This window comes from Fervidobacterium islandicum, assembly GCF_000767275.3.
In the GTDB taxonomy this organism is placed as follows: Bacteria; Thermotogota; Thermotogae; order Thermotogales; family Fervidobacteriaceae; genus Fervidobacterium; species Fervidobacterium islandicum.
The window spans coordinates 269,841-292,155 of the sequence record NZ_CP014334.2 but is presented as its reverse complement, the minus strand read 5'-3'; the positions used below and the strand labels follow the sequence as shown (position 1 = coordinate 292,155).

Genomic DNA, 22,315 nt, shown 5'->3' with positions numbered 1-22,315 from the left:
GGAGCCTGCTGAACCAATCCTCCATGCTGACGAGGGCTGAAAGCCCAACCAACTAATCATGGTTAAAGGCAGGCAACAGACTCCTTAAATGGCTTAAAAGCCAAGGTGACATAAGTTGTCCTGCCCTCAATTTTTTTAAGCTAAATTATTTATACCATATTTTTATGTAGGAGGTGATATAAATATGGCAAAAAAAATTCAACCAATTGAAAGATGCGACTGTGATGTAATACATGAGGAAATTGTAAATAAAGTGCGAGAAAAAATGCCTCAAGAAGAAACTCTATATGATCTAGCAGAACTATTTAAAGTTTTTGGAGATTCAACAAGAATTAAGATACTCTGGGCATTAGGTGAATCAGAGATGTGCGTTTGCGATATTGCATTCTTATTAAATATGACCCAATCAGCAATTTCTCATCAGCTAAGAGTCTTAAAGCAGGCTGGACTAGTAAAGAGCAGAAGAGAAGGAAAGACTGTATTCTACTCTCTTGAAGATGAACATGTAAAGCAAATATTTGACCAGGGATTAATTCATATTTCAGAAGAAAGTAAGTAAGATTTCCGGTAATAAGTCAAGAGGAGAAAAAATAGAAAAATAAAAAACCTAGTCAACACTTTGACTTTCAATAACTTAATATTTCACTTTCATTCTTCACATACTTGATTTCGTTCTTTTTACCTATTTCATCGGTACATACGGTACGTTGTTCTTTAGTAAATAATACACTAAATTTACTAATTTCCTTGCAGTTAATATTAGCGCTCTCATGTGTTTGTGTGTTGTTGCTTCTGCGTACTTTTTGCGATAATATTCTTTGTATACAGGATCGTATGTCTTTACTCCGTTCGCTGCCATTACTAGGTATGTTCTTAGATACTTGTTCCCTTTTTTCGTTAGTTGGTTGTTTTCTGATTTGTAATTTCCACTTTGATTGATTGTCCATACAAGCCCTGCGTATGATGCTAACGCTGAGGCTTTTTCGAAACGATTGATGTCTCCTATTTCGGCTATAATTCCAGCTGCAGTTATTTCTCCTATCCCTTTGACTGTTGTTAGTGTGTTCGAAATTACTTTAAGTAATTTACTTATTTCTTTCTTTACTAGTTCGATTTGTTTTTCATAGTGCTGTATCAAATCGATAGTGGAAACAATAGATATTCTCAGAGTGTTTGAAGGATTAACAGACAACCTCAAGGCATCTTTAGCAAGAGTTTGGAGTTTTTCTGCTAAGACTTGTGAAGAGACATTGTGTCTGGAAATTTTCGCAATATATTCAAATAACTCTTCAATTGGCATGTTTGCGATTTCTTCGATTGTATAATCTTTAAGCAGGCATTCGAAAGTCTTATTTAGTTTAAAGTCAAGTTTAGGGAAATAAAGAGAAACGCCTAAGTTTCAATCGAGCGATATCTTCGTTGAACTTTAAATAAAGTCTGGTGAGATTACGAAGCTCAGAGATGATATATGAGTTATTGACAAAAGGGACTAAAGACTCAGGAAATTTAGAAGCGATAGAGAAAATAAGTTCAGCATCGATTTTGTCAGTTTTAGGACGATTGAGAATTTTGCGATAGAGCTTAATGTTATCAGTTTTAACCCAAAAGACAGGTACGTTGTTTTGAAAGAAGAAGTTAGCGACATTAAAAGAAAAAACACCAGTTGATTCAAGGACAAGAGAAAAATCGGAAGAAGAAGCAAAAGCTTTGTTAAAAAGTTCAACAATACCTTGAGGAGAGTTCTCAACAGTCCCACTACCGATGAAATCAGAAAAGAAAGAAAGATAGTTCTTTGAGACATCAATAGCTAAAATAGCCAAAGGAATCACCTCCGGATTGAGTACAGCCTTACAACCTCGCGGTACATAAGAAAACGAGGCAAAACATTTTCCGGCAAGTAAAAAGCTGTACTCTAGTTAGGCAATCTTATTTAAGAGAACAAAGTCTCAAGGAGGGGCAACCTGAAACTATTTTACCAGAGGTGTTAAAAAATATGCATTCAATTTTCAAAGACCAATTTTAATTTTTACCGAACTTATTATACGAGGAGGGTCAGTAATGTTAAAGAAGGAAGTAATTTTAGAAGGTTTAGATTGCGCAAATTGTGCAGCTAAAATTGAAGAAGAGGTTAATAAATTAAATGGAGTCAAAGCCTATATGAACTTCATGAACAAGACATTGACTTTAGAAATTGAATCAGAGCAAGAGTATAAGAATATATTACAGCAAGTTAAAACCATAGTGCACAAGCACGAACCGGATGTGGTAGTGAAAGAAAAATCCGTTAACAAGAGCAATAAAAAAGTATTAATACTTGAAGGACTTGACTGTGCGAATTGTGCTGCAAAGATTGAAGCTCAAACACAAAGCCTTGAAGGAGTAAATAGTGCGACCGTTGATTTTGTATCTAAGAAGCTGACAATTGAAGCGGTCGATAAAAAGGAATTTGGTAAAATTCTTGGAGAAGTAACATCCATTGTAAATAAACTTGAGCCGGATGTTAAAATAGTTGATGCAGAGAAGAAAAAGGTGAACAAAAGCATAGTAATGCTTGAAGGACTTGGCTGCGCGAATTGTGCAGCTAAAATAGAAAAAGAAATAAGCGGTCTAGAAGGAGTTGAATTTGCTGCAGTAGATTTTGTTTCGAAGAAACTAACACTGGAAATAAGTCCGAAAGTCAACCGCTCTGAGTTAAATGAGAAGATTGAAGGCATAGTAAAGAAAATAGAGCCAGATGTAAAGGTCATTTTTGAGGAGAATACATCTAAGGCCAACGTAAAAGAAAATAATGAAGAGGAAGAAGAAGGTGTCAACAAAAAAGAAATCATAAGACTTGTGGTCGGTGGAGCAATATTTGCCGTGGGAATCATCTTTAATTTCCAAAATTGGCTTGAGCTTACCTTGTTTATTATTAGTTATATCATAGTTGGTGGAGAGGTTGTCTTAAGAGCAATAAAAGGTATTGCCCGCGGTCAGGTATTCAGTGAGCATTTTTTGATGAGTATTGCTACCATTGGTGCTTTCTTCGTTGGAGAGTATCCAGAAGGTGTAGCAGTTATGCTGTTCTATCTGGTAGGTGAATTGCTTCAGAATATAGCTGTAGGTCACTCCAGAAAATCAATAAGTGCTTTGATGGATATTCGTCCTGACTATGCAAATCTTAAAGTTGGCGATGAGATCAGGAAAGTATCTCCTGAAGAGGTAAACATAGGTGACATCATTATTGTTAAACCAGGAGAAAAAGTTCCCCTCGATGGCAAGGTTATAGAAGGAAACTCAATGGTTGACACTGCAGCGTTAACAGGGGAATCTGTTCCTCGTGAAGTCGGGCCAGGAGACGATGTATTGAGCGGATTCATTAATAAAAATGGCGTTTTGACAATAGAGGTAACAAAGGATTATGGTGATTCAACTGTATCTAAAATTTTGGATCTGGTTCAGAATGCCAGCAGTAGGAAGGCTCCTACAGAAAAATTTATAACAAAATTTGCGCGTTTCTATACTCCGATTGTAGTCTTTGGAGCATTAGCCTTAGCAATCATACCTCCATTGGTGATCCCCGGTGCAACTTTCTCTACATGGATATATCGAGCCTTAGTGTTCTTAGTTATATCTTGTCCATGTGCGTTAGTAGTTTCAATACCATTGGGCTTCTTCGGAGGGATTGGTGGAGCAGCGAAGAGAGGTATATTAGTAAAAGGCAGTAACTATCTTGACGCGTTGAACAATGTGGAAACAGTTGTTTTCGATAAGACGGGAACGCTAACCAAGGGTGTATTTGAAGTTGTGAGTATCAACCCTCAAAGTGATTTTACAAAGGAGGAATTGATTGAATATGCAGCATATGCTGAAAGTCACTCAAGTCATCCAATTGCACTATCCATTCTGAAAGCCTATAACAAAGATGTCGATATCACTAAAATTGAAGACTATGAGGAAATTGCAGGTCATGGGATTCGGGCTAAAGTTGGTGGTAAAGAGATTCTTGTCGGAAATAGCAAACTGATGAATAAAGAAAACATTAAATATCAGGAAGTTGAGACTCTAGGTACAGTAGTACATGTTGCAGTAGACAAGAAGTATGCAGGAAATATTGTAATCTCTGACGCAGTGAAGGAAGATTCAGCTGATGCGATTAAAGGATTGAAGGCATTAGGTGTTAGAAATATTGTTATGCTTACTGGTGATTCGAAGGCAGTTGGGGAAAAAATAGCAACCCAACTTGGAATTGACGAGGTGTATACTGAATTGTTACCGGCCGACAAGGTAGAAAAAATTGAGGCTCTGGATGCTAAGAAATCTCATAAGGGGAAAATTGTATTTGTTGGTGATGGCATCAACGATGCTCCGGTACTTGCAAGAGCGGATATCGGCGTGGCAATGGGCGGCTTGGGGTCTGATGCTGCAATTGAAGCAGCTGATATAGTTATCATGACAGATGAACCATCAAAAATTGTCACTGCAATTAAAATAGCAAAAAGGACTAGGAAAATTGTGATGCAAAACATTGTGTTTGCATTAGGGGTTAAAGCCATATTCCTTGCACTTGGTGCGGTGGGAGTTGCAACTATGTGGGAAGCTGTATTCGCTGACACGGGTGTGGCAATAATCGCAATATTAAATGCAATGAGGGTAATGAATACAAAAAGTATATAGGACTACATGATTTATTAACCCCTTGATTTATCTTCTCAAAGATAAAATCAAGGGGTATCTGTATTTAAATTTATAAGACCAGCTAATTGTTGTCAAGATATTTTGCAAAATAATTTTAGCAAGGTGGTTTTAAAAAAGGGTATAACAAACAAACCAACCCTAAAAGCTAAAAATTAGCAGGCTGGTCGGCTGTTCTTTGAAAACTAAATATCGAGCATGTTGTATTAAACCGCCAGTTTCTTTGCTATAAGCAATTTTGCATGTTCTTCCGGGTTTCTTAACTCAAACGGCTTTCTATCCCTAAGAACGGCAAAAATGATATTGACAAGTTTATGCATAACGGCACCAAGAGCTACTTTTTTGGGTTTACTCTTGCATTTTTCATGGTAATACTCATAAAGCACTGGGTTAATATTCTCGCCATTGCGCTTCTTGCGAATATTAGCAAGCGCTGTGGTGAATATGACCCTCCTCAAGAGCCTGGAGCCGCGTTTGGACATTTTGTTTTGAGTGCCTTTAAATTGACCTGACTGTTTCACAGAGGGGTCAATGCCAAAATATGCAGCTAGCTTACCCTATATGTTAGGATAGTTGTCGTAAAGAAAATAGTGTATAATAAAAATACGGCAGATCCTAAGGAGGTTTTACAATGTCGGAACATAGAAAGGCAAACGGGTATTATACCCGGGAATTTAAAGAGTTAGTCCTCAACAGGCTTGAGCCACCAACCGATGATACAGTGGCAGGTCTATCGAAAGAATTAGGGGTTTCTGAGAGCGCAATATATCATTGGATAAGGTCGAAAAACGAGACAGGAATGAATACGTCTGCTGTAGGTAAATGGAGCACAGAGGATAAATTTCATGTGGTACTTGAGACCTCGACCCTTACAGAGCAGGAGTTAGCGGCCTATTGCCGCAGAAAGGGATTATTTATGGACGATGTTAAAAGCTGGCGTAAACAGTGCATGAATGCCAATGGATCAAATGCCAAAGACCCTCTGGAATTAGAAGAAAATCTAAAGGAGGAGAGGCGGAAGACCAAACTTCTTGAGAAAGAACTTCGGAGGAAAGAAAAAGCATTAGCTGAAGCAGCCGCACTGTTAGTGCTTCAAAAAAAAGCCGAAGCGATTTGGGGGGACCACGAGGAAGACTGATCAGCGCCTCAGATCGCGAAACAGCAGTAAAGCTGATCAATGAAGCAAGAGCTGCCGGGGCCAGGCTAAAGCCTGCTTGTGAGGTATTAGGCATTAGCGACCGGACATATCAACGCTGGACTAGGAGCGGCATCATCAATGAAGATCAAAGGCCTGTTATCAACCGGCCTTCTCCTAAAAACAAACTGACAGAAGAAGAACGGGCAAAAATCATTGAGGTAACTAATAGCCCCGAGTTTGCCGATCTGCCTCCATGCCAAATCGTACCCAAACTAGCAGATAAAGGGGAGTATATCGCGTCGGAATCAACATTTTATCGCATCTTAAAGGATGAGAAGATGGACACTTATAGGAACCGTAGTAAGCAGCCGGTCAAAAGAGAACCACCCACCCATATAGCCACCGCTCCCAATCAAGTGTGGACATGGGATATTACCTGGTTAGATGCGGCTGTTAAAGGGCAATACTACAAACTCTATATGATAGTAGATATATTCAGCCGATACATAGTCGCTTATGAAGTATGGGAAACCGAAAAGGCTGAATATGCCGAAGAACTCATAAAAAAGGCTGTACTTACTCAGGAAATCCAGGGAAGGCCGTTAGTATTACATTCGGATAATGGGAGCCCCATGAAGGCCGCAACCTTTTTAGCTACATTAGAGAAACTAGGGGTTCAAAGTTCATTTTCAAGGCCCAGAGTAAGCAATGATAATCCATATTCTGAATCGCTCTTTAAGACGATGAAATATCGCCCCAGATATCCCTTTAGAGGCTTCTCGAGCTTAAGAGAAGCAAGGCAATGGGTCGAAGCTTTCGTGAGGTGGTATAACCTTACTCATCTGCATAGCGGGATTAATTTCATAACCCCTTATCAAAGGCATTATGGGCTGGATAAAAAGATTTTGGGAAACCGTATAAAAGTCTATGAAAGAAGTAAGGCCAGGCATCCATCAAGGTGGTCAGGGAATATTAGGGATTGGACATTGCCGGAGGTAGTTGCCTTAAATCCAATAAGAGAGCAGGAACTTGATTTGGCTATCGGGGGAACTATGTAAATAAAATTTAATGCGACAACTATCTTGACAAACACCGCTCTGCTTCCTCAATCATCTCTGTCACATTCAATATCTCTTTGTCAACCAATCTTTGAAACTCATGTAAGTTTGGCTTTATGTAATCAGGTTGTCCGATTAGTCCTGCAATTAATTTATCGCCATCGGCATCGAAATACACAGTTACTCCCCACTGCTTGAGTGTAAAGATTACTCCTGTGTAGAAGTCAGATGAGACGCCACTTGGCAAACTACCCGAGACAACAACAGTATCATTTTCTCTAACGAGTGCATGCAATACATCGAGTACTGATTCAAGCTTTTTGACGCCGATTTTTTCACCTGGCATGCTTATCCTATACTGCCCCTCTTTTGTCTCTAATATCACATTAAGACGCGTCTCTTGAGGTACCCTTATGGAACTGTAGATCACGCCTTCTTTATCGAGCATCTCTTCCAATTTTCTACCGGTATCTCCACCAATCAACGAGATTGCAACGGATACACCACCGAGCTCCTTTATCACTCTGGAAACATCTATTCCCTTTCCGGCCGGATAATCGACAGTTTTCTTTGCTCTGATCGTATCATCGACAACAAGTTTGTCAACATAAATGTATCTATCAAGGCATGGATTCATAGTAAGTGTAAAAATCATCTTTTTTCCTCCTACTCAATATAGTCTTCTTTGAATATTCGTTGTTCATATGTATTATAATTATATTATACTACAGGTTATACTAGAGGAGAATGTAATAGTGACAATGTGATATAATTTGAATATGTAACTGAGAATTTTTATACTCAAATCAGCTCAAATCAGAGGTGCTGAAGAGAATGAATTCAAGAAAATGGTTAATATTTCTTTCTGCTGTTGTACTAATATTGGTCTCTGGAATCATGACCCAGTTGGTGTACGACGCGCCATTTATGAACCAATTCAGTATGCTGAAAGCCTATTTTGTAGCGCAGACCGACTTTTTCGCAAAGTCGATAAGTGCTGGCTATTTTCAATGGGATGAGATGCACGATGCCATAGTAAATAACGATTTTGATTTCATAGATGAACAGATCAAAGATATAAAGAAAAACTATCCCAAAATAGAAGACATCAAGATAATTGAGAGTGTCCCACCAAAAACGCTGTACGAAATCTCAAATAACGGAATGATGATGGTGATACGATTCAAGATTTTAGACAACTCGGCAATTAAATATGTACCAGACAAAATTGCCATCGTTGAAATACCCGCACAGAGTTTCCTAAGCTTAGTTCCCAATACTCCCATCAGATTATCTGAAGATGGAAAACCCTTCGTCTACAACTTGAAGTATAAGAGATTGTTCTCATTTAACAATTTGGCTGTTCCTTTATTCTTCTTCGTTACCATCGTAATGGTTCTGCTCTTAATTCTATTTTTTTCCGAAAAGCATCGCGTCAACATTGAAAAACATGTATCAGAGTCTTTGGAGAGTCAAAGAAAATCATTGCAGGCGATAAATGAATTTACTCAAGCAGTACTAAAAAATATACTACAACCATCGTATCAGTACATGATAGAAAAGGCAGTTGAAATCGTACCCGGTGCACAAGGTGGGAGTGTGCTTATTAGAGAAGGCAACTATTTCATGTTTTCGGGTTGCGTAGATTACAATTTCGAACAACTGTCAAAAATAAGACTTAGACCAAATGAATTGGTTCAAGGTACGCAAGGAGAAATTAAAGAAATAGAGGCTCTCGGAGAATTTGATAGGGAAACTTTTGGAGAAACAGAAAATTTAGATATTTTGACCAAATATGGAAGGATAGACGAGATAAAATCAACTTTGTCTATTCCAGTTATAGTAAATAATGAAATTGTTGCATTTCTAAATTTGGATAACTTTGAGAAGGAAGATGCATTCACCGAAGATTCAAAGAAAATAGCGACTGTCTTTGCCAATCAACTTGGTGTACTATTTGAAAGAATAGCATTGGAGAGAGAACTTGAGCAACAAAAGGAGCAATTCCAATACCTTTCTACACACGATAGTCTAACAGGCCTTCCCAACAGAAGACTATTGGAGATTGAATCCGAAAAACTAATGGCTTTGGCAAAGAGAGATGGAAAGAATATATGTTGCATGTTCTTGGATCTGAAGAAATTCAAAGTCATAAACCTATTAAGCCCCCTAACGAGATTGGACAATATATCTTAACTATGATAACATATAAATAAGCGTTGGGAGGCGCAGATAATTATGACACAAAAACAATACAGTGAAGAATTTAAAGAGCAAATAATAAAAGAATGTGAAGAAGTTGGCAATGTTGCTATGGTAGCCCGCAGGCATAATTTATCTCCTAAAACAATATACGGTTGGACTTATGCTGCTAAAAAGAGAGGCTCTATTAAACCATTGCCTAAAAATCAGAATAAGAGGCTATCAGAAGCGGAAAAGCGCTTAGAAACCATAAGCCAGGAAAACGTTCAATTAAAGAAGCTGCTTGGAGAAAAGGAGCTTGAGCTTGCTATCCTGAGAGATTTGAGGGATACAGTAAACCCTCGGTGACCGGCAGAGTTGAAGTGGCTAAAAAGTGGATTTCCGAGGGGTATAAGGCAAGCCTTGTACTAAGCTTTGTCGGTTTAGCACCATCCACTTATTATGAAAACATAAACAGGCAAAATAAAGAGCAAAAAGAGAAAGAAGAAATCGAAGATGATAAGAGCAATCATCATGGCAGGCCTGTGCCAGGTTATTCTTTCACCTATGATGGCCGCAAAATATCAGATGAAGAAATAAAAGAGTGTTTAAGTGAACTAATATGCTCTGATGGCTATCCGTATGGTTATCGCAAGCTTACGATGTCATTAAAGAGGGATTACAATATAGCGGTCAATCACAAGAAAGTATATAGATTATGTGATGAAATGGGGATATTGAGGCCACAGAGGGTAATAGTATCCAGGCATCCCAAACATTTAGCTAAAATGGATACAGTAAACGCTCCAAATCAGCTATGGGAAATGGACATAAAATATGGCTATATAGCGGGAGAGGATAGGTTTTTCTTTCAGTTATCGATTATAGATGTATATGACAGGTCAATAATAGATTATTATGTAGGATTATCCTGCACAGCCAAAGACGCTTGCAGGGTGCTAAAAAGCGCATTAGCGGCGAGAGGGCTTAACGATTGTACCAGCCTACCAAAGATAAGGACAGATAATGGCCCACAATTTGTTTCTAAACTGTTCAATGATACAGTAGAAGAACTGGGCATCATACATGAGAGGATACCAGTAAAGACGCCCAATATGAATGCGCATATAGAATCATTTCACTCGATACTGGAATATGAGTGTTATAGCCGGTATGAGTTTGAGAGCTTTAAGGAAGTATATGGTGTTATAAACGAGTACATGAGATACTATAACGAGAGAAGAATACATGGAAGCATAAAATATATGGCTCCGAATAAGTTTTATGAAGCATTCATGAGCAATGGTGTGAAAATCCAAGAATTCAGTGCATAATCTCCGGAATTAGGGGGTCAATCCGCTATTTTCTTTACGACAACTATCCTAACATATAGGGATGATAAACTGGTTAGAAAACTAATTGAAAAGGCAACTGTATATAATGACAGGCTAGTGGTAGAGTTTAAGTCAGGGTTAGAAATAGAAGTAAACCTATAAGCTCGTATTAAGATAGCCGCCAGTAGGGGAAGAGTACTTATACTATTATAAATAACTACAGGAGACATAATTGGATTACCGATTGCGGGAGCAGAAGCAAAATGCGCTGGTTAAAAATGCAGAGCGTGAAGGAAGAAGCAGCGAATAGCTGAAATGACAGACTTCTTGAATGAACAGTCCTATGAGCTGGAGGAATATGATGAGCAACTGGTAAGGCGGCTTATTGAAAAAGTTACGGTATTTGATAATAAGCTGACCGTTGAGTTTAAGTTTGGAGTAGAGATTGATGTATTAATTTAAAATGAACTTGACCGCCGATTGAGGAGAAATACTTCTTGATGGGCGGTTCTTTTCTATTTATACTTGGGGATAATCTAATAAGTGAACTCGTTTCAGCAAGCTGAAACATCGGGGAATCAGATGGAGAGTCTACTCCACCTGATTAAAACCCACCTACGCTGCGCTTAGAGGTGGCGGTCTTGACCGTAAAGCTAAAAGATAAACACACTTGAACAATTACTCATATGTTTTTATTGACAAACGGAGAATTGAGGTTTATAATATATATGAAAGCTTATTCAAGTGTTCAATTGAATGATAAGGAGTCAACTATGCAAAATTAAATTTTTGTTTTGAGTGTGAGATAGCATAATCAATATTGAACTTCTCTTTCTTTCTCAACATTGCGTACAACGTTCGCAATAACTTGTGTACTACTGACATTATCGCTTTTTTGTACGGTATACCTTGCTGCCTTTTTCGTTCATAGTATGTTCGGAAATATTCGTTGTGAATCACTACACTCACTGCCATTAGCCATAGTATTCGTCTTAGGTGGGCATTGCCCCTTTTCGATATGTGTCCTTCTACTTTGCTTTTGCCTGATTGGGCAATGCTTGGATCGAGTCCACAATACGCAATGAGTTTTTTGTATGTACTAAATCTTGAGATATCTCCAACTTCTGCCAAGAAATGCATCGCGCTGTTTTCACCAATACCTGGTATTGACGTGAGTATCTCGATATCAAGGTTTATCGCACTACATTCGCAATATTCTTTCATCATCTTGTCGTATTCTTCAAGCTGTTGCTGTAAAAATTGTAGTTCTTTGATATTTTGCACAAGAATCTTTTCTTTCATCGGCCAATATTGAGCAATCGAGTTATTAGCGAGTTCTTTAAGTTTTTGAGCATTAAGTTTTGTACTTCTGCCACGGTCTTTGGAAAAGAACACATCCAGATTACGAGCCTTTTGAATAGCCTTGGCAGAAGGGAAATGAGAAAGAAGATTGAGGATAGTGTCACTGTAGATATTGGTAACTCTTTCGAGTTCAGGGAAAAGAACGTTGAGCAGTTTTTCGATATTGTCTTTAACTTTTGCGATGCGGTGGATAATGTTTTCGCGTGCTCTGACAATATCACGAAGCTCAGAGTTGACAAAAGCAGAAGAAGGAATTTGATGTTGTAGGTAAAACAAAGCAGTAGCGATAATGCGAGCATCGATTTTGTCGGTTTTGGTCTTTCGAAGAGAAGCAAAGTTTTTAACAGTTAGAGGATTAAAAACAGCGCAAGCAAAGTCGTTGGAAGAAAGGAAAGCCAGAAGGTTGAGATGATAACAGCCAGTAGATTCCATAGCGATGATGATGGATTGTTTTGGGAAGGCAGAGAGTTTGTTTGCGAAGGAGGAAAAGCCTTGCTGGGACATATCGAAAGAAGATTCGAAGATGATGGAACTGGGATTAGAGATAGCGCAGACGTTGAACTTATCCTTGGAAACATCGATGCCGACGAATATGGAGAAGTTATTCATACAAGAACCTCCTTTCAATTGATGAGGGCAGGGAGCCTACTGAACCAATCCTCCATGCTGACGAGGGCTGAAAGCCCAACCAACTTATCATGGTTAAAGGCAGGCAACAGACTCCCAAAATGGCTTAAAAGCCAAGGTGACATAAGTTGTCCTGCCCTCAATTTTTTTAAGCTAAATTATTTATACCATATTTTTATGTAGGAGGTGTTAAGGTGAAAAGTGGATTTGTCTCATTTGTCGGTAAACCAAACGTTGGAAAATCTTCTATAATTAACGCAATAATGAAGAAAAAGGTTGTTATTGTATCGGACAAACCGCAAACAACGAGGAACCGAATAAATGTTATATACACCGACCCTGAATCCCAGATTATATTCGTCGACACACCGGGTATACACAAACCGTTGCACAGGCTTGGCGAGTACATGGTCAAAGCTGCGGTCCAAGCATTGAAAAACGTTGACCTGTTGCTCTTCACAATTGACGCAAAGGAAGGATTTGAAACACCGGAAGAACACATATCGAATTACATAAACCAATCTGGAACACCAACGATAGGTGTGATCAACAAGATAGACCTTGTTGATGGTGAACGTGCCGACTTGATAGAAGAACTAATCAGAAAACACGTGAACAATCTTCTGGACGTGGTCCGAACGTCAGCTGTAACTGGGGAAGGATTGAACGAGCTCGTTGAAAAGATCAAGCAACACTTACCTGAAGGTCCTCAGCTTTATCCAGAGGATATCATAGTCGATAGACCTCTCTCGTTCATCGCCGCTGAGTTGATTAGGGAAAAGATATTCCACTTCACGTACGAAGAGATCCCCCATTCCGTTGCCGTGATTGTAGAGGAGGTTAAAGAACGGCCAAATGGAGTTGTTTACATCAGAGCCAACATCTACGTTGAGCGAGAGAGTCAGAAAGGCATAATCATCGGACAAGAAGGTAGAATGATAAAGAAAATCGGAGAAAGCGCAAGAAAGGACATTGAATACTTCTTAGGTTCAAAGGTTTATTTGGACCTCCATGTGAAGGTCAAGAAGGACTGGAGGAACAAGGATTTTATAATCCTCAACGAAGTAGGCATGCGTGATGATTTAGATTGAGAAAGCCAAACACCACTTATTTTTTAGTCTTTTCTTGTCGGTACCCTTGGAACATTAACAGCGTTGAGCTTCATATCCAGACGTGCGATGTAGTATCGAAATCCATATTTTCTTGCCAAGCTTACATACGTGTTTATACGCTCTGCGTTCGTACTATCGAATGGATTTCCGTTATCGATGTACTCAACAGAAAGTATTGTTATGCCGTATTTTTGCAACTCAGTAAGCTTATTAAGTCTGCTGAAAAACTCTTTCGTATTTATCGCGAGAACAGCTTTGTGGAAAAAGAGGCTTTCAACAAGAACGTATTTCACTTTTTCCCTGAATTCCGGAAATTCAATCAGGATATCTTCACCATTTATCAACACATATTCGATGTTGGGAAAATCTTTGATTAACTTTCTAAGATTTTCCACGATAGCCATTTTCAGTCCATTCTCACTTTTCCCAGACAACTGCTGTAGCTTAGAGTGCTGATAGACGTTTATCCAGTCCAGTACAACACCATCAAAACCTGCTGTTGTGATCTTCTTCATGTATTGCTTCACCACATCATACCATTCCGAGTACCAGTATTTTACGTAGTACTCACCGGGCCAATCACCGAGTGGTCCTAGTATAAGAGCTTTATTTAAAGATTTCCAATAGAATCTCCAGTCCTCCGCTACAGCAAAATTCAAATAGGCAAATACTTTCTTACCTTGCGCCTTCAAAGGCGCTAAGTCTTCTCTCTTAAAAGCCTTTTTATCAGTACCGTCAGCTGAGTAGTCTATGACAACCAGATCCGTTTTTACCGGCATCAGCTCTTCTAATTTTGGTCCGTTCGTATATAATATCCAATCTTGTGGAACTTCAATAGCAAAAAGGTTTAAGATAAAAGGAAATAAAAAGACAACAATGACGGTTGTAAAAACAATCTTTGAAGTGATGCTATTTTCCATATTTGAACACCTCTTTGATTAAACTTTTGAAGTAATGAAAAGAAAAAGAAAGTCGCCAATCGGTGACTGGCGACTTCGTTTATTCTCAATTTAATTAGTACCTGAGGTATGGTAACAATGCCATCTGTCTTGCTCTTTTGATTGCTGTTTTTACCATTCTCTGGTGTTTTGCACAGTTTCCCGTCAGTCTTCTTGGAAGGATCTTACCTTTTTCGTTCAAGAAATCTTTGAGTAGTTTTGTATCTTTATAATCAACATATTCAACGTTCATTTCGCACAGCTTACAAGCTTTAACTTTTCTTCTTCTCTGCCTTACTCTTGGCATCCTACTTCCCTCCTATTTTAGTTTCCTAATTCATCAAAATGGTGGCTCATCATCGCCGGGAATATCTTCTTCTTCCGCATCTTCTCCAAAAACTTCTTCGTAAGGTATCTCTTCTGGAATCTCTCTTTCGCCTTTCCTTGAATCGACAAACACGATATTATCTGCCCATATTTCAACGGTAGATCTTGTCTGTCCGTCGTTTGTCTTCCATTTGTTTATCCTAAGCTTGCCGTCAACCAAGACCATACGTCCTTTTTGGAGATAGTTGTGGGCCAATTCCGCCAACTTTCTAAATGCTACAACCCTTATAAAATCAGCTTCGTCTCCGTTGCTACCTCGGTTGACCGCAATCGTAAATGTTGTTACCAAATTTCCATCGATTGTCTGCCTTGTCTCAGGATCTCGCGTTAACCTTCCAACAAGCACCACTTTGTTATACGACATTATTCCACCTTCTCTTCAGAAGCACCCTCCTGTTGAACTTCCTCGTTGGAAACCTCTTCTTTTTTAGCCCTTGCTGCTTTTCTTTCCTTCTTCTCAAGGTCTTCTCTTCTGAACGTTTGCCATCTCATGAACTCTGGGTGCACCTTGAAATAGTTCTCCAGTTGTTCAAGCCCTTGCCCATTTGACCTGAAGTAGAGAACTGTGTAATCACCTTCGAAGTACTTCCCAATCTTGTAGGCAAGTTTCCTAATACCCCATCTGTCAACGTTCTCCACTTGTGCTCCGACTCTTTCCTCCAGGAACTTCTTAACGTTCTCTACCAACTTGTTCCTTTCTTCCTCTGGTACGTCTGGTTTGATGATAAACATCGTTTCGTAGATCCTCATAAAGCACCTCCTCCCTCGGTCTATCGGCCCTGCTTTACTCAGTCAAGCAGAGCGGGAATTTTGTGATTGAACTTCTGTAAAACATAAAACAAAGACGGGCGTATGCCCGCTGCATCTTTATCTTCTGGTGGGCTCGGAGGGGATCGAACCCCCGACCGTCCGGTTATGAGCCGGATGCTCTGCCAACTGAGCTACGAGCCCACTCGCCTGGAGGCGACGGAGGGATTTGAACCCTCGAATAGAGATTTTGCAGACCTCCGCCTTAGACCCCTTGGCTACGTCGCCCCATTGCGTGTTACATTCTACCACATAACCTTTTATCTGTCAACAGGGTGCAACAACACAAACTTTATCGTATAGAAAATTCAAAAAAAGAACCCTCCTCAAAATTCACATCCTGAGGAGGGTTCGGGATAATGTCCACTCTATTTACTTATTATCCGAAATCTCCCAGTAAAGTCCTTCGTCTTTCCAGTAAAACTTCACCTTTTGACCTTCTTTTACTTGCTCATCGATTATAAGTTCTGCAAGCTTGAATTCGACAGTGTTTTCAAACAGCCTTCTTAGAGGCCTTGCACCCATAGTTGGCACGTAACCTTCCGTAGCCAAGTACTCTTTCATCGATTCATCCAACTCAACAACAATGTTTCTGTCAGCAAGTCTTTCGTTGAGTTCTTTGAGGTAGATATCGATTATCTGTTTGATGTGCTCCTTCTTGAGCGGTTTGAACACGACTGCTGCATCGATCCTGTTGATCAGTTCCGGCCTGAAATACCTGCGCATCTCCTCTTCGATATGTCTTGGTATCACACTTTCCAAACCATCTTCGATGTCCTGGATAATTATGTCTGAGCCTATGTTACTTGTCATAATGATTATCGTATTTCTGAAATCGACGGTTGTTCCCTTACCATCGGTCAACCGACCGTCGTCAAAGAGCTGCAGGAGTACGTTGAAAACCTCTGGATGTGCTTTTTCAATTTCGTCAAAGAGCACGACACTGTATGGTCTTCTTCTGACCTGTTCCGTCAATTGGCCACCTTCTTCGTAACCAACGTATCCCGGAGGTGCACCAATTAACCTTGCAACCGAGTGCTTTTCCATGTATTCACTCATGTCGATCCTGATCAGTGCCTTTTCACTACCAAACAAAACATCGGCAAGTCTCTTTGCAAGTTCTGTCTTACCAACACCCGTTGGCCCAAGGAACAGGAATACTCCAAGCGGGCGTTTTGGATTGCGTATACCAGCGCGCGACATCTTTATTGCATTTGCTACAACTTTTACAGCCTCTTCTTGGTCTACGAACTTTTCATGGATGAGCTTCTCGAGATTTTTGATCTTCTCCTTCTCATCTCCCATTATCTTACCAACGGGTATTCCAGTCCAGCGTTCGACAACCTTTGCGATGTCTTCTTCCTGAACTTCTTTCTTACCATCGATCTTCGCACGTGCAGCAGCTTCATCTACGAGGTCTACAGCCTTGTCAGGCATAAACCTATCCGTTATGTATTTCGATGATAATTTAGCAGCTGCCTCTATAGCCTTATCGCTGATCTTTACTCCGTGGAACTCTTCGAACTTCTGCCTGAGACCTTTTAAAATCTCGATAGTCTCTTCTACAGAAGGTTCTGATACGAATATGACTTGGAATCTTCTTGCAAGCGCTTTATCCTTTTCAATGTGCTTTCTGTACTCTTCAACAGTTGTTGCACCTATCACTCTGAGCGTACCTCTTGCAAGTTCTGGTTTTAAGATATTACCAGCATCCAATGCACCTTCAGCAGCACCTGCACCTACAACTGTGTGCAGTTCGTCGATGAACAGGATAACATCTGTTCTCTTTTTGAGCACATCGATGAGTTTCTTAAGCCTTTCTTCGAACTCTCCTCTGAACTTTGTCCCAGCTACAAGCCTTGCAAGGTCGAGTTTAAGGATAGTCTTATTCTTCAAAAAGTCAGGGACATTCCCTGCAACAATCCTCTGGGCAAGACCTTCAACGATAGCCGTCTTACCAACACCGGGATCTCCGATGAGAACCGGGTTGTTCTTGATCTTCCTTCCGAGGATTTCAATCATCCTATTGACTTCGTTTTCTCTACCGACGACCGGCATTAACTGGCCGTTTTTCGCCATTTCTGTCAAGTTCTCTGTGAACTTTGCTAAGACGTCGATGTTTTCCTCTTCTGAGTACGTTCTCTTCATCCTAAGTTCTTTGATAGCTGTATAGAGCTTGTCTTGGGTGACCCCGTACCTTGCCAACAGCCTGTAGACAGTCGTTTCTGGGACGATTGCCATAGCAAGTAGCAAGTGGTCTGTTCCGACCTTTTCGTCACCCATGCGCCTTGCTTCTCGCTTGGCTTCGTTGATAACTTTTGTCGTATCCGGTGTCACATAGATCTGCCCTGTTCCGCCGGAAGAGTAGTAATATCCACCTTTGGAAGTGATAGCGCGCTCAACATCTTTTCTCAAACTATCAACATCTACGTTTAGATGCGTTAGTATGTCGTAAGCCGCGTTCTTTGTGTTTTCGAGCATAGTCAAAAGTATGTGCTCAGGTGCCATCTGATTTTGCCTGTAACGATTCAATACATCTGTTACAGACTGTAATATCTCCTGAGCGTTTTCCGTGAATTCCTCAAGGTTGAATGTCATCTCAACCACTCCCTTCTTTTTATTTCTATTTTGTTTAATTTTCTTTTCCGACAGTAGTATACCATATTAGCAATCAGTTGTCAAGAGTGCTAATAAAAAAATTCAAAAAATTCCTGGCCAAAGAAAAATGTTTACCAATAAACCGTACTTGATTTTAAGAATGGCGATGTTAGAATTGATTTGGATATGGTTCGATATGCTAACTTAATTTCAAAATTTTGCCACTCGCTTAAAAGTCAGACTTAGACTGGGTAAAAGTACGAGGAGGACGTTTGATAATATGTCTCACACTTCCGACATTTCATCAACTAATTCAGCTGCTCGCTTAATCACTATTTTCACCTTTACCGATGGACTTGCTCAAGGCATATACGGAACCATCTTCAATCTGATGCTCCGAACCTCCGGGATGCCAACTTCCTACGTTGGTCGGATCACCTCCTTTTTCTTATGGGGTTGTGCACTACTGGGACTTGTGTTCGGTATTATCGCGGACAAGGTAAATAAAAAACAGCTCATGTTTACAACGCATCTTCTGAGTGTATTCTTCGGAACTTACAGGGTTCTATCGAAATCGTACGTCCAGCTCGGTATCTCTTCCTTCTTCTTCGGTGGGTTTTCAACTGCTACAGGTATCGTTTTGTCAACGCTTCTTATATTGAAAACCTCAAAAGATAATCGAACGAAGGTCTTGGGACTGAACTTCGGTGTGGGAATGCTCACGGGTGTGTTGGGGAATATACTGGGCGGTGTGCTTGGCGATATTTTCCCTTTGAAAGCTGTACTAATAAGCGCCAGTATTTCCAGATTGCTCGCCTTAATTCCTGTCAAAAGACTTAGCATTGAAAAGTTCAGCGATACTAGGCTTTACAAGTCAGATACCGATACCAACGTATTAGAGTTCTTTTCCACTTTGAAAAAGCTCAACGAACAAGCAAAAAAGGTTGTACTTTACTATTTTTTGTCCACGATGAGTGTTGGCTTTGGAGCTGGTTTGTTTGTCACATTTGGAAACGTCATCTTTTACGACCTTTTCCATCTTAGCCCTTCGCTGATTGGAACGATCCTTGCCATGGCGCAGTTGGCAACAAGCATAGGTGCCATCTTTTCGTACAAGCTGGGAAGGAAATTCGGGGACATGAACGTCTTGATATTTTCATATGTTTTCGTCCCCATCTTAATTGTGCTTTTGAGTTTTGTTAGGGAACCGATAACCTTCACATCAGTATACATCCTACGCTTTGCGGTTATGAACATGGTTGGGCCTCTGCTTACCGCTTTGGTCTTTTCAAACATACCTGCCAGTTATCTTTCGTCGATCAATGGAATGAACACATTTCTTAGCAACGTCGCGAGAGCACTCTCTGCAGATTTGTTCGCCGCACTCACCAGATTCAAGAACGGATATACGTGGATATTCGTTGTAAGTTCCATTTTTTACTTTGCCAATGCGTATGTTATGATAAGAATGTACAAACATTTAAAAGATTGACCAGGTGGAGACTATGGATAACCTGAGCGAAGTCAAAGATGTGCTTGAAAAAGGAACTGACAGAAAGACGTTGACAAGGAATCTTTTCAAACTATCCGTTCCCGGCATGATCGGTTTTGCAGTACAGTCACTGTACGACATCATCGATATGTTCTGGATCGGAAAGATTTCGTACAAAGCAATAGCTGGGGTTGTGATATTTTCAACGATATTCTGGCTTGTCGAGATATTGAACGAAATCATAGGTACATCATCTGTTTCATTGATTTCTCAAGCATTTGGTAAGGGTGATAAACCCCTTACATCGCGTATTATCGAGCAAACCCTCGTTTTTAAAGCACTCGTCGCACTTATTGCATCCGGTTTTCTGTTGCTTTTCTTTAGACCAGTAGTCAACTTTTTCTCTAAAGATTTGGACGTTGTCACTTACGCAATTCATTACGGTTACATACGCATCTTTTTCATGCCTATATTTTTCATGACCTACTCCACATTCACTGCCTTAAGAAATGTCGGTCATGCGACACTTGCAACTCTTACTATGGCAAGTGGTGCAGTTGCGAATATCTTGTTAGACCCCGTTTTTATTTTCGAGAAAGTCCCGTTGATCAATATCCCCGGTCTTGGACTTGGGGTTTCCGGTGCCGCATGGGCAACGGTGATTTCTACTTTTGTTCCCCTCGCCTGGGGAATATACGTGCTTTTCAAAGGTATCTCAGGTGTGAAGATTTCACTCAAGGGGTTGCTATCACTCGATAAGAGTATAGACAAAAAGCTGATAACCATAGGTCTGCCTTCAGGTATCGAGATGTTGTTGAGGAACTTGTCCTACACTGTACTTATTAAGATTTCTTCTCTTTTTGGCTCCGAGTACGTGACCGTGTTCGGTATTAACGAAAGGATGTTTGGATTTGCGATTATCCCTATATTTGGACTTTCGATGGGGGCAAGCACACTGGTGGGATTTCAATTGGGAAGAAATAACGAGAAAGCTGCAAAACAAGTTACAATCCTAGCAACTTTTTACAGTGTTACAGTCATTTCAGGTATCCTTATGCCTTTGATTTTCTTGCGTAAGCAGATTTTTCACCTTTTCACTTCCAACGAAACGGTTATAAACATAGGTATGCAAAGTATTCCATACATCGTTTGTGCACTCTTTTTCATATCGTTTAGCGCAGGGCTTTCAAGTGCGTTCTTTGGCTCTGGGAAGACCTCTGTGCCTATGGTTTCCGGACTTGTAAGTAGATGGGGAGTTATGGTTCCTTTTGTTTTTATCTCCTCATACTTACTCCGTTTGGGTCCTGTTGGATTGTGGTTGTCATTCCCACTTTCCGAAGTTGCAGAAGTGCTCATCATGTGGATCGCTTTCGTTAAATCCGACTGGCATAAAAAACGTGTTGTTTAGCTTTGCTTTTTGTTCAACGAGTTAAAGATATAGTGAACGGTATATATGACCACTCCTATCGAAAGGGCGTAGACCAACAATCCCAAGTTTCCGCCCAGCTTGTCGAACAATAATCCTCCCACAAGCGGGCCAATGCCAAACAAAAGACCAATGACCATTTCGTGCAAAGCACCTTGCTTTCCGTGGTCTTCTTCTTCCGACAGCAGTCCGTAGAAAATTGCAAATGTGTACGGAACTGCATAGCTCAGCCCTGCAAAAAGTGCAGTAATAAAGAACATCACCGGTGTCTTTGCGAAAAACGCTATCAGCCCAGTAAGAGGAGCGACTGAAAGAAGTAACCCGCAGACAAGTTCGTTACCAACCCAACCTTTCCACGACTGGAGGACAACAAAAGTAAGCAACACCCCTATATTAGCTCCGACGGTCAAAAAGCCCGCATTTTCGAGCCTTAGCCTTTCAAGCATCATCAATTTAGGAAAGCTTGCCAGAACGGATGTGTAAATCAGACCACCAAGGAACAAAATGATCCTGTATTCCAGCCTTAGTCTTCTCATAGCCTGCTTGTTCATAACAACTGCGGCGTTTTGAGAATGCTCAAGAAGCTTTTTGGATGGAGGAAATATAATAATGTCTTTCTGCTTTTTGTAATCTATGTAAATCAACACACTTGTCAGACTAGAAACGATCAATCCCATAGTGAATATCACAAGCGGAGCCTTAACGGTAAGGAACGGACCAAACGCCACACCGATTATATTCCCCGTACTCCATGATAATGTGAATCTGCCAGTTATCGAAGGCGGGTCTATATTCAACAAACGCTCGGATTTTGCTATGAGCCCTTCCACTTGAGGAAAGAACGCTCCGAAAAATACCCCCTGGAGAATCGCAAATAAAACAAGCCTTCCCGGTGAATCTGCAGTAAATCCGATTATAGAGACAAAAAACAGGTAGGCCGATAGTATAGATATCATCTTCTTGTATCCGACCTTCGTACCAAGATGCCCCAGTGTGATGCTTGCAACAGCATATGCAATGGACAAAAAGAAGTTGATCAAACCAATTCCCGTAAAACTTAACCCCAATTTTGCCGCTGCAGAGTTTATGTACGTACTGTAAAGATAAGCCTGAATAGATATTACAAACGAAAGTAAATGCAGTTTATGGAATATCTGTTCTTTGTGTCTTATCATACCTAG

At 40.2% G+C, this 22,315-nt stretch carries 15 protein-coding genes, 2 tRNA genes and 3 pseudogenes; 8 read left to right on the top strand and 12 right to left on the bottom strand.

Annotated elements, in window-relative coordinates:
* The first annotated feature begins 184 nt into the window (after positions 1 to 184).
* The gene (locus NA23_RS01360) at positions 185 to 559 is read left to right on the top strand and encodes an ArsR/SmtB family transcription factor (protein WP_033191383.1); all 375 of its coding nucleotides are present in this window, start codon (positions 185 to 187) and stop codon (positions 557 to 559) included.
* Between the two features lie 123 nt (positions 560 to 682).
* Here the strand turns inward: NA23_RS01360 and NA23_RS10670 are convergent.
* Positions 683 to 1,820 (bottom strand): annotated as a pseudogene (locus NA23_RS10670) (IS110 family RNA-guided transposase).
* Positions 1,821 to 2,058: 238 nt separating this feature from the next.
* Between NA23_RS10670 and NA23_RS01345 the strand changes: the two are divergent.
* On the top strand, positions 2,059 to 4,656 hold the full coding sequence (locus NA23_RS01345; RefSeq protein ID WP_084384004.1) for a heavy metal translocating P-type ATPase: 2,598 nt from the start codon (positions 2,059 to 2,061) through the stop codon (positions 4,654 to 4,656).
* 224 nt (positions 4,657 to 4,880) lie between these two features.
* Here the strand turns inward: NA23_RS01345 and NA23_RS01340 are convergent.
* A pseudogene (locus tag NA23_RS01340) lies at positions 4,881 to 5,231 on the bottom strand (transposase); the annotation flags it as partial.
* Between the two features lie 74 nt (positions 5,232 to 5,305).
* Between NA23_RS01340 and NA23_RS01330 the strand changes: the two are divergent.
* Positions 5,306 to 6,870: pseudogene (locus tag NA23_RS01330) on the top strand (IS3 family transposase).
* Positions 6,871 to 6,889: 19 nt separating this feature from the next.
* Here NA23_RS01330 and NA23_RS01325 read toward each other — a convergent pair.
* Positions 6,890 to 7,525: a 1-phosphofructokinase family hexose kinase gene (locus NA23_RS01325; RefSeq protein ID WP_236938440.1), complete on the bottom strand. Its 636-nt coding sequence runs from the start codon at positions 7,523 to 7,525 to the stop codon at positions 6,890 to 6,892.
* 179 nt (positions 7,526 to 7,704) lie between these two features.
* Here NA23_RS01325 and NA23_RS01320 point away from each other — a divergent pair, with 179 nt between their 5' ends.
* Both NA23_RS01320 and NA23_RS01315 read left to right on the top strand, forming a co-directional pair.
* Positions 7,705 to 9,066 carry a sensor domain-containing diguanylate cyclase gene (locus NA23_RS01320; protein WP_033191386.1) on the top strand — a complete coding sequence of 454 codons (1,362 nt, stop codon included), beginning with the start codon at positions 7,705 to 7,707 and terminating at the stop codon, positions 9,064 to 9,066.
* Positions 9,067 to 9,108: 42 nt separating this feature from the next.
* A protein-coding gene (locus tag NA23_RS01315; RefSeq protein WP_145974437.1) for an IS3 family transposase occupies positions 9,109 to 10,385 on the top strand; the annotation gives its coding sequence in 2 pieces (ribosomal slippage) (positions 9,109 to 9,415 and positions 9,415 to 10,385; 1,278 coding nt in all).
* Between the two features lie 771 nt (positions 10,386 to 11,156).
* Here NA23_RS01315 and NA23_RS01310 read toward each other — a convergent pair.
* Positions 11,157 to 12,356 (bottom strand): IS110 family RNA-guided transposase, encoded by a 1,200-nt coding sequence (locus NA23_RS01310; protein ID WP_128998116.1) that lies wholly within the window; start codon positions 12,354 to 12,356, stop codon positions 11,157 to 11,159.
* A 212-nt stretch (positions 12,357 to 12,568) separates the two neighbouring features.
* On the opposite strand from NA23_RS01310, the gene era reads away from it, so the two are divergent.
* Positions 12,569 to 13,465 (top strand): GTPase Era, encoded by an 897-nt coding sequence (gene era, locus NA23_RS01305; protein ID WP_033191389.1) that lies wholly within the window; start codon positions 12,569 to 12,571, stop codon positions 13,463 to 13,465.
* A 23-nt stretch (positions 13,466 to 13,488) separates the two neighbouring features.
* On the opposite strand, the gene NA23_RS01300 is transcribed toward era, so the two are convergent.
* The 7 genes from NA23_RS01300 to NA23_RS01270 all read right to left on the bottom strand — a co-directional run bounded on the left by NA23_RS01300 (position 13,489) and on the right by NA23_RS01270 (position 18,216).
* A complete protein-coding gene (locus tag NA23_RS01300) occupies positions 13,489 to 14,406 on the bottom strand; it encodes a glycoside hydrolase family 191 protein (protein ID WP_033191390.1) in 918 nt (305 codons plus the stop codon).
* Positions 14,407 to 14,500: 94 nt separating this feature from the next.
* Positions 14,501 to 14,731, bottom strand: coding sequence for a 30S ribosomal protein S18 (rpsR, locus tag NA23_RS01295; RefSeq protein WP_033191391.1), 231 nt, complete (start codon positions 14,729 to 14,731; stop codon positions 14,501 to 14,503).
* Positions 14,732 to 14,764: 33 nt separating this feature from the next.
* Entirely contained in the window at positions 14,765 to 15,175 is a 411-nt protein-coding gene (locus tag NA23_RS01290; RefSeq protein WP_033191392.1) for a single-stranded DNA-binding protein, read from the bottom strand.
* Complete coding sequence (rpsF, locus tag NA23_RS01285; protein ID WP_033191393.1) at positions 15,175 to 15,561, bottom strand: 30S ribosomal protein S6; 387 nt, start codon at positions 15,559 to 15,561, stop codon at positions 15,175 to 15,177. The genes NA23_RS01290 and rpsF overlap by 1 nt, the downstream gene beginning before the upstream one ends.
* A 125-nt stretch (positions 15,562 to 15,686) precedes the next feature.
* Positions 15,687 to 15,762: transfer RNA gene (locus tag NA23_RS01280), tRNA-Ile, on the bottom strand.
* A 7-nt stretch (positions 15,763 to 15,769) separates the two neighbouring features.
* Positions 15,770 to 15,846, bottom strand: a tRNA-Cys gene (locus NA23_RS01275).
* 144 nt (positions 15,847 to 15,990) lie between these two features.
* Positions 15,991 to 18,216, bottom strand: coding sequence for an ATP-dependent Clp protease ATP-binding subunit (locus NA23_RS01270; RefSeq protein WP_033191394.1), 2,226 nt, complete (start codon positions 18,214 to 18,216; stop codon positions 15,991 to 15,993).
* Between the two features lie 280 nt (positions 18,217 to 18,496).
* Here NA23_RS01270 and NA23_RS01265 point away from each other — a divergent pair, with 280 nt between their 5' ends.
* Positions 18,497 to 19,708, top strand: coding sequence for an MFS transporter (locus NA23_RS01265; protein ID WP_033191395.1), 1,212 nt, complete (start codon positions 18,497 to 18,499; stop codon positions 19,706 to 19,708).
* A gap of 13 nt (positions 19,709 to 19,721) precedes the next feature.
* The gene (locus tag NA23_RS01260; protein WP_052107103.1) at positions 19,722 to 21,116 is read left to right on the top strand and encodes an MATE family efflux transporter; all 1,395 of its coding nucleotides are present in this window, start codon (positions 19,722 to 19,724) and stop codon (positions 21,114 to 21,116) included.
* Here NA23_RS01260 and NA23_RS01255 read toward each other — a convergent pair.
* Positions 21,113 to 22,309 (bottom strand): MFS transporter, encoded by a 1,197-nt coding sequence (locus NA23_RS01255; protein WP_033191396.1) that lies wholly within the window; start codon positions 22,307 to 22,309, stop codon positions 21,113 to 21,115. The genes NA23_RS01260 and NA23_RS01255 overlap by 4 nt on opposite strands.
* Between the last annotated feature and the right edge of the window lie 6 nt (positions 22,310 to 22,315).

Excerpts from the sequence above, each read along its gene's own strand:
- NA23_RS01360 (WP_033191383.1), top strand. The coding sequence starts at position 185 with ATGGCAAAAAAAATTCAACCAATTGAAAGATGCGACTGTGATGTAATA.
- NA23_RS01345 (WP_084384004.1), top strand. The coding sequence starts at position 2,059 with ATGTTAAAGAAGGAAGTAATTTTAGAAGGTTTAGATTGCGCAAATTGT.
- NA23_RS01325 (WP_236938440.1), bottom strand. The coding sequence starts at position 7,525 with ATGATTTTTACACTTACTATGAATCCATGCCTTGATAGATACATTTAT.
- NA23_RS01320 (WP_033191386.1), top strand. The coding sequence starts at position 7,705 with ATGAATTCAAGAAAATGGTTAATATTTCTTTCTGCTGTTGTACTAATA.
- NA23_RS01310 (WP_128998116.1), bottom strand. The coding sequence starts at position 12,356 with ATGAATAACTTCTCCATATTCGTCGGCATCGATGTTTCCAAGGATAAG.
- NA23_RS01300 (WP_033191390.1), bottom strand. The coding sequence starts at position 14,406 with ATGGAAAATAGCATCACTTCAAAGATTGTTTTTACAACCGTCATTGTT.
- rpsR (WP_033191391.1), bottom strand. The coding sequence starts at position 14,731 with ATGCCAAGAGTAAGGCAGAGAAGAAGAAAAGTTAAAGCTTGTAAGCTG.
- NA23_RS01290 (WP_033191392.1), bottom strand. The coding sequence starts at position 15,175 with ATGTCGTATAACAAAGTGGTGCTTGTTGGAAGGTTAACGCGAGATCCT.
- rpsF (WP_033191393.1), bottom strand. The coding sequence starts at position 15,561 with ATGAGGATCTACGAAACGATGTTTATCATCAAACCAGACGTACCAGAG.
- NA23_RS01270 (WP_033191394.1), bottom strand. The coding sequence starts at position 18,216 with ATGACATTCAACCTTGAGGAATTCACGGAAAACGCTCAGGAGATATTA.
- NA23_RS01265 (WP_033191395.1), top strand. The coding sequence starts at position 18,497 with ATGTCTCACACTTCCGACATTTCATCAACTAATTCAGCTGCTCGCTTA.
- NA23_RS01260 (WP_052107103.1), top strand. The coding sequence starts at position 19,722 with ATGGATAACCTGAGCGAAGTCAAAGATGTGCTTGAAAAAGGAACTGAC.
- NA23_RS01255 (WP_033191396.1), bottom strand. The coding sequence starts at position 22,309 with ATGATAAGACACAAAGAACAGATATTCCATAAACTGCATTTACTTTCG.